Below are 7,587 nucleotides of genomic sequence, written 5' to 3' on the forward strand. Positions count from 1 at the left end.
TATACTACCTACAAAGAGCAAAAACTTTTTAGGCAAAACATATTTAGCTTTTGTCTCTTGAAGTTCATTTTGCGGATACTCTCTATAAAGCTCATGGTTTACTCCGTGATAAATTACGCTAATTTTCTCTCTGGGTATTTGCATATAATGAATAATTTCTTGCTTTGTAAAGTTTGAACCTGTGATGATATGGTCGGCTTTTTTTATAAGGGCGAAAAAGTTTTTATTGTAATGGTTTATAAGTTCTTTTGTATGCCAATGAGGTTGAAGTAAAAATGAGAAATCATGAACTGTACAGATAAGTTTTTTTGCTTTTATGTTTTGATTTGGAATAAAATTTGGCTGAAAATATAGGTCGTACTCTGTTTTATAAAATTTTGTAATAAACAGATAGAAACTTCTACTGAGTTTTTTAAGCAGAGAAAATCTTTTTATAAACGACTGTAGTTTTTTTGCTTTTTGCTCTGTGGTGGTTTGTTTATCCGAGAGTCCATAAAGCTTTTTTGAGTGAAAGCCGTAGTTAAAAAAGAGCTCATACTTATCTGCCGATATCTTACTAAGGTAGCTGGAAATCTCGTAAGTATATCGCCCTATGCCTGTTAGCGGGGAGAGTAAGGAGACTGCGTCTATGAGAATTTTTTTCATCTTAGAGCCGTTAGCATATCATAAAATCTTTGGCTATTTATATGCTTAAAAAGAGAACTGTTTTGGTATATGCCAAACTCCTTTAGAGTGTTTAAATGTTCAATAGCTTGAACCATAATGCGTGTTACACTTTGTAGCTCTTTTGATAGTCCAAGAAGAGTTTTAGCATCTTTAATAGAGTGGATAAAAAGATATGTTTGTATGTTGTTTTGAGTACAAAAAGTTAGTAATTCGCCTAGGGTTGAGAGTGAAAAAAAGCTAGCGTCGTATTGGATGATAATTGAATTGATGTTTCTTTGGATGATTTTTTCTTTTAAAGATTCTAGATTTTTATCTTCCTTGAGAGTGGTATCTGCCAAATCTGCAAAAACAGTTAAGTTAGTTTTATTGAATTTTTCAAGTAGTTGTTCTAAATAGTTAGCTATAGGAGAGTTTGTATCGGATATTGCAATCAAGCCGATATTTGGCTCCTGTTTTTCGAAAGTATCATAATTATTTAAAGAGTTTTGAATAGTTTGTGCCACTTTTTGCCATGAATAATTTGAGGAAATAAACTCTTTTGCATATTTTAATTTTGATACTATTTTCTCTTTTGGCATATCTAAGAGTAGTTCAATCTGCTCTATAAGGCTACTTAAGGATGGCTCCGCCCAAAGTGAATTTGGTAGGTTCATGTGTGTATTTGCGAGTGTGAATTTAAAATCAATAAGCCATGCTGTGTTGTTTGAACAAAAATCGCTATGCCCTCCATAAGCAGTTACGATAACCGGCAGTTCAAAAAGCATAGCTTCTGCCATAGGCATTCCAAAGCCTTCCCCTCTTGTAGGGGCAACAAAAGCATCTGAGTTTTCATAAAGATAATTTATGAGGCACTGTTCTAAATCTTTATTGATAAGGAGTATCTCATGAGAGTTTTTTGTATAGAGATAAACACCTTGCTCTATATTTTTTGTTATACTAAATCCAAACTCTTCAAGTAGCTCTTTTGTATTGTTATGTGGGTTTGGGAAAGTTTTTATAATCAAAGATATATTTTGTCTGCTTTTTATAATCTCATCAAAAGCACTAAGTAAAACATCAATTCCTTTACGTGCGAAAGCTGATGAGATATGAAGCAATCTAAAACCACTCGGCAGCTCAAAACTTAGTGGAGCGGACTTAGTGTCGAGAATGTGGTCTACTCCTAGTCCCGTTACTACTAAAGGAATTTTTACACCACTGTTTGCCATAAGATTTTTTACATAGTTTGACATGCAAAAAAGAAGTGTCAATCTTGAGTTGAACTGCCAAACAAATTCTGGTAAAAACTCCGACTCTTCCCATCCATATGGTCCTATGATTTTATGGCTGCCTAACATCGCATTTGTACGAGGCGGGTAGAGATTGCGGAGTGTTGCATCAACAGAATCTAACTCTGTTTTGTACAACTTATCGATGGCTGAATTTTGTTCCAAAAACTCTTCATTGGGCTGAAAATCGCCATATCCTTCTGTTGAGTATAGCGATACGGGAAAATCATTTTTTGCTAAAGAGAGAGCTATCTGTTGGTTTACAATAGCAAGAGAATAGGTGCTGTCAAAAGGTCCTTCGATGCGGTAGTTGGTTACTTGTTTATCGTTATAGTGATAGGATTGTTTTACTTTATCGGTAATGACGAGAGAGAGAAAGTCGGCAAGAGCTAATTTTATATTTTGATAAGAAAAATTTTCTAACTTTTTCTTTTGGGATAAAACCATCTCGTGCCTTAAAAAGGAGTTGTTTTTGATTTTTAAAATCCTGCTTGCGACAAAGGGAGGAGATTTAAAATCTAGGAGTGACAAACTCGGAACAGTAGTGGCAATGCCACCTGCGTTAAAAGCTAAAGTGGGAGTATCATACATCATGGCTTCTACAAGAGGAATACAAAAACCCTCATGGTTGCTAAGTGTGATGAATATATCGGCTGATTTATAGTAGGAAGCTAGCTCCTCATCGCTTACTTTACCTGTGAAAACAACTTCATTTTGCAACTCTAAATTTTTTGTTAACTCTTTTAAATACTCCTCATAATCGCTTTGTGAAGCTTTGCCTACTATAAAAAGTTTTAAATTTTTTATACCGTTTTGTTTTAGATAAAAGAGAGTGTTTATGAGCTCATGTTGACACTTGTTTGATACCACTCTGCCTACGGTTAAAATGTTATACGTGTTTGCGTTTTGGCGAACAATAGCTTCATCATGCGTTATCTTTTTTTTGCTCTTTATATCTGCTAGAATCGGAAGTATGGTTATGTTTTTATATCCAAAGTGTGAAAGTTCTTTTGCGTTGTAACCTGAATCTGTGTATGCCGCACTAAAATGGTGAACACTTGAGGCAAGCTGTTCTCTGCCTAAATCACATATCTTTTTTAAGTTAGGATTGGAAGCGAAAAAAAAGGATGGGGTTATGTTGTGATAAACCAATACCTTTTCATCCAAAAAATTCATGATTTTTTCATGTTGTTTATGACCTATCGAGTGATGATAAAGCAGTAGCTGGTTTTTACTTTGAGGGTAATCGTCTATATGTTTTACCTGCTTGACAAGATGAGAATCTATATGATTTGCAAAAATCTCTGAATCAAAGCCTAGCTCTTTTAATACTTTTTGAGTGAAAAACAGAGCTGAACTAACTCCATCGCCGGTTACGATAGATGGTGTAAACTGATGAATAGCGGAATATTTCTTTGTCATCTGCTACTAATCTTTAGATGTTATTTTTCCACTAAGCTCTATATTTGCATCAAAGATAAACTGATCTACTCTTTGCCCAAGAGAAAGTGATTGATAAAAAATCTGTTTTGCAACAGCACTTTCTATGATGTTTTCTATAGAATCTATCTCTGTTTTGAAAGCTTTGTTTTGCTCTTGAAGTGCTCTGACTTCTGATTTTAAAGAGCTATTTTGTTCCTCTAAGATATCTACTCTATGTTTTAGATTGTTTAGAGTTGCTAGATTTTTAATATATCTGCGTAAAAAGTCTATGATTTTCATTTTATGCTCACTTATTTAACATGGTATGAAATATTTTACTGAGTTTTGAGTAACCGTTTTTAAACTTAAACTCTTTAGCATTATCCAAAGAGTTTTTTATAGAGGCATCCTCGGCTCTTAGCTGCTTAGAAAATTCCTCTATGGAGAGTGCCAACTCTTTTGGTGATGTTCCCTTTGCTAAAGATACAAAGCTGCGCACATCATCAAATATTTTTAGAGGGGTCGTCATGATAGGGCATTCTGTCGAGATAGCCATTCTAACGGCTGCACTAGAGGATTCTCCAGTCTCTTGATATGGAAATATAATCAAATCTGCATTTTTGAGATACGCTATACTATCTTCATCATCTAAAAAATCACTAATTATCGTAACCTTATCTGCAATGTCATAATAACTAATCTTATTTTTTATAGTATCTAAGAGATTTTGTGAGACATCTGCAGGGTAAAGAGAATTTACCATCAGAAGATGCGCTTTGGGCTCTTTTTTTAGAAATATATTAAAAGCTTCAACAAGCTCTAAAAATCCTTTATGCGGTAGCATGAAACCATAAGATGCTAAAACAAAGTTTTCATCTTTTGCAACTATAAGCTCTTTTGTCGGCTCTATATCTATAATGCCATGCACAAATAGCTCAACATTTTTATAAATTCCAATCTTCTTTAAAACCTCAACATCATTTTGAGAGTGAACTATAATTTTTTGAGCCATTAAAAGAGCATTTGAGATTTGTGACAACTCTTTTTCAAACGTATCTGCAGTAGAGTGAAGTGTTATAAAAACTCTAGTTCCTATTGCCGCCAACTCTCTTACAAAGATGTCAAAATAGATAAAATCAAAAAAGCCATAGTTGAATTGGATAACCAGTGTTTGAATTTTTTGCTCAACTATCTGTTTATATAGATTTTTTAAATTATCAACTCCGACATCAAAGGCTCTAAATATGTTTTTAGAATCGTGTGCTATGAGATTTGTATCTTTTGGGGCAAATATAGTGTACTCATCAATATGTGAGCCCATAAGATACTTTGAGTACATTGCTATACCACAACGAGTGTTAAATGTAGTAACCCAGCCTATCTTGTTCTCTTTGTAAATTGTAGCTGCTCTTTCATTTGCTTGCAGTGCTGAAGCTATTTGAGAAATCTCTTTAGAGTTTATAGCATCTCTTTTTATCTCACAAAGAGCAGCTATGGTTTTGTTGTATATGGCTGTGGCTGAGAGGTCTTGAGTATCTTTTGTTCTTTCATAAAGCTCTTCAAATGCTTCTATTGATTTTTTAGCACTAGCGTCCCATGAGAAATTTTTTGAAAAATCCAGCGCATGCTCTGACAACTCTTTTCTAAAGTTTTCATCTTCTACTACCTCTAAAATCTTACTTGAGATACTTGTTACCTCGTGTGGGTCAAAGAGAGCTATTTTTTTACCTATTACTTCAGGGATGCTTGTTGTGTTAGAGCCTATAGTAGGAATACCGCAGGACATTGCTTCGAGTGCAGGAAGTCCAAAACCTTCACTTTGAGATGGAAAAACAAACAAAAATGCACTGTTGTAGATAGCTAAAAGCTCATCATCGGGGATATAACCCGCAAAAACAAGATTGTCCTCTTTAAGCCCAAAACCCTTTGCAACCGCCTTGAAATGTTCATATATGCTACTCCAACCATTGCCGACTATTAGCATCTGATAATCATTTTTAACTTCCGTCGGTAGCATAGAAAATGCCTCTATAAGAGCTTGATGATTTTTTCTTTGATCAAAACTTGCCGTATATAAAAAAAACTTTTTTGTTATAGCATATTTTTTTAATACGTCTTTTAGATACTTATCATCATAATTTACAGGTTTAAATTTCTCATCTACCGCGGAGGAGATATTTATTATTTGATGAGGATTTATTCCTAATAGTTCTATGGCTTGTTGTTTTGAAAACTCAGAAATAGAGAGTAGGCAAGCAGCTTTTTTAAAATCATCCATTTTTCTCATGTAGTGGCTTGAAGTTATAGAGTCTTGAAGATACTTCTCTTTTTCAACAAGCGGAATAAGGTCATACATGATAGCGCTTGTAATATCCTGATATCCTAATCTGCCGATTGATGTTACGACGTTGTCTCCAAGCCCCTCTACAAAGCTTGCGATATGAAAAACATCGGGCTTTAGTGAAAATACAAAATTTTCATACAAAATCTCTGCAACTGCATTCTTGAAGTGGTTTTGTTCTTCATTATAGTTTATGGGAGAGGGAACTTGAAAAATTCTAATATTTTTTCTATCTACATCTGCTAAAAGAGTATAAATATTAGATATGGAATCTAAAAAAATATCGTTTAAGATAAAAATAATCTCATGATTTTTGCATTGTCTTAGCAAACCAGAGATAAGATTTTGAGTATATCTGCCGATGCCGCCAAATTTACTGCCTGATTGACAAGCCTGAAGGTCAATAACAATCCTCATCTGTTCTCCTTTTTTAAGCAAGAGATATCTTTGTATATCTTAAGAGCTCTTGTGGAGAGTTTTTGTTCATCTTGGCAAAGTTGCAATCTTATACGCTCATCCGTAACTGCTTGCGGTATAGCTTTTAACACGCCGTATCTATCGACTATAAACCTTCTCAAAGGCGGGTAAGATATGATAACTTTTTTTAATAGACTCTTTATACGAGGAGATTTGCTAAGAAGCACTTTTATTTTTTGAATATTAATCTTCAATGACACACTCCGAGATGCTAATTTTTGGCTCTAATCTGCAAAGTCCTATAAAAGGATTACCCTCGACCCCTGCAACTTCAAACTCGTGCGCATGATCTAGCCAGTGAAAACATTTATCAGTATGATTGTTTCCAGTGTGGATGGCACATCCTAGAGAGTATTTACCGTAACCTATGTTTAGCGGCATCACAAAACTACATATATATTCACCTTTACTCAAAGATATATCTACTTTTTGATAGTAGGTGTTTGTACCATAAATATCCTGCCCAAATTTATCTCTTATATGTATACCGATTGTAATATTTTCAAACTCTGCAAATGACTTTAAGTAAATTTGTATAGTAGCATTTTCCCCAGAAGATATAATTTCTGATTTTGATTTTTCGCCGAAAATAAGGACTTTTTTTATCTCAATCTCAAAACTTCCAAAAGAGTTTTCACTCAAATCGTTTATTTTTATCTCTTGTGCTTCATCGTTTAGTTTTGATATCAAAAAGTAGTAACTATTCATAACGGCTTCGGGATCGCCCTCTTGTACGACTTCCCCGTGGCTTAACAGGATAACTCTATCACAAAGAAGTTTTAAAGAGTTTAGGTCGTGAGAAACATAGATGATGGACATATTTTGCTCTTTTCTCTGCTTTAATGCTTTTGTACATTTTGCTGCAAAGTGGGCATCTCCAACACTTAGAGCCTCATCGACTATAAGAACTTGAGGTTCGGAATAAATGGCAATAGAAAAAGCGAGGCGCATTTTCATGCCCGAGGAGTAAGTTTTAATGGGTTCGTATATATAATCGCCCAGTTCGCTAAAGATGATAATCTCTTTTGCTTTTTGAGTGCACTCTTGTTCACTCATCCCGATAAGTGTACCGTTTAAAAAGATGTTTTCATATCCGCTTAGTTCATCGTTAAAACCGGTTCCTAGCTCTAAAAGTGCGGTTACTCTGCCATGTCTTATAATCTCTCCGCTTGTTGGGCTTATAACACCTGCTATGATTTTGAGTATAGTTGATTTGCCTGCACCGTTTACACCTATGATTCCTAGTGTTTCAGCCTCGTAAAGGTCAAAAGAGATATCTCTGTTGGATACAAACTCTCTGTGATAAGGTCTATTTAAAAAAATCTCTTTTAATCTGTCAAAATTACTTTTATACATCTTGTAAATTTTTGTGATGTTTTTTACTTCAAGAATTTTTTGCATCTAAATAATATC

The 7,587-nt window shown here is 34.4% G+C and carries 6 protein-coding genes; all 6 read right to left on the bottom strand.

Annotated elements, in window-relative coordinates; all coding sequences use genetic code 11:
* On the bottom strand, positions 1-645 hold a 645-nt coding region (locus tag M0Q17_RS09975; RefSeq protein WP_295086435.1), incomplete at its 3' end, for a glycosyltransferase.
* Complete coding sequence (locus M0Q17_RS09980; RefSeq protein WP_295086437.1) at positions 642-3,356, bottom strand: glycosyltransferase; 2,715 nt, start codon at positions 3,354-3,356, stop codon at positions 642-644. The genes M0Q17_RS09980 and M0Q17_RS09975, both read right to left, overlap by 4 nt.
* Before the next feature lie 6 nt (positions 3,357-3,362).
* Entirely contained in the window at positions 3,363-3,656 is a 294-nt protein-coding gene (locus tag M0Q17_RS09985; RefSeq protein WP_295086439.1) for a hypothetical protein, read from the bottom strand.
* A gap of 7 nt (positions 3,657-3,663) precedes the next feature.
* Positions 3,664-6,114 carry a glycosyltransferase gene (locus M0Q17_RS09990; protein WP_295086441.1) on the bottom strand — a complete coding sequence of 817 codons (2,451 nt, stop codon included), beginning with the start codon at positions 6,112-6,114 and terminating at the stop codon, positions 3,664-3,666.
* The gene (locus M0Q17_RS09995; RefSeq protein WP_295086443.1) at positions 6,111-6,368 is read right to left on the bottom strand and encodes a hypothetical protein; all 258 of its coding nucleotides are present in this window, start codon (positions 6,366-6,368) and stop codon (positions 6,111-6,113) included. The genes M0Q17_RS09990 and M0Q17_RS09995 overlap by 4 nt, the downstream gene beginning before the upstream one ends.
* Entirely contained in the window at positions 6,358-7,575 is a 1,218-nt protein-coding gene (locus M0Q17_RS10000; RefSeq protein WP_295086445.1) for an ABC transporter ATP-binding protein, read from the bottom strand. Before M0Q17_RS10000 ends, M0Q17_RS09995 begins: the two co-directional genes overlap by 11 nt.
* Positions 7,576-7,587: the final 12 nt, after the last annotated feature.

Origin of the sequence: Sulfurimonas sp., from assembly GCF_023229105.1 — a bacterium.
In the GTDB taxonomy this organism is placed as follows: Bacteria; Campylobacterota; Campylobacteria; order Campylobacterales; family Sulfurimonadaceae; genus Sulfurimonas.

Coding starts and splice junctions, on each gene's coding strand:
- M0Q17_RS09980 (WP_295086437.1), bottom strand. CDS start 3,356: ATGACAAAGAAATATTCCGCTATTCATCAGTTTACACCATCTATCGTA.
- M0Q17_RS09985 (WP_295086439.1), bottom strand. CDS start 3,656: ATGAAAATCATAGACTTTTTACGCAGATATATTAAAAATCTAGCAACT.
- M0Q17_RS09990 (WP_295086441.1), bottom strand. CDS start 6,114: ATGAGGATTGTTATTGACCTTCAGGCTTGTCAATCAGGCAGTAAATTT.
- M0Q17_RS10000 (WP_295086445.1), bottom strand. CDS start 7,575: ATGCAAAAAATTCTTGAAGTAAAAAACATCACAAAAATTTACAAGATG.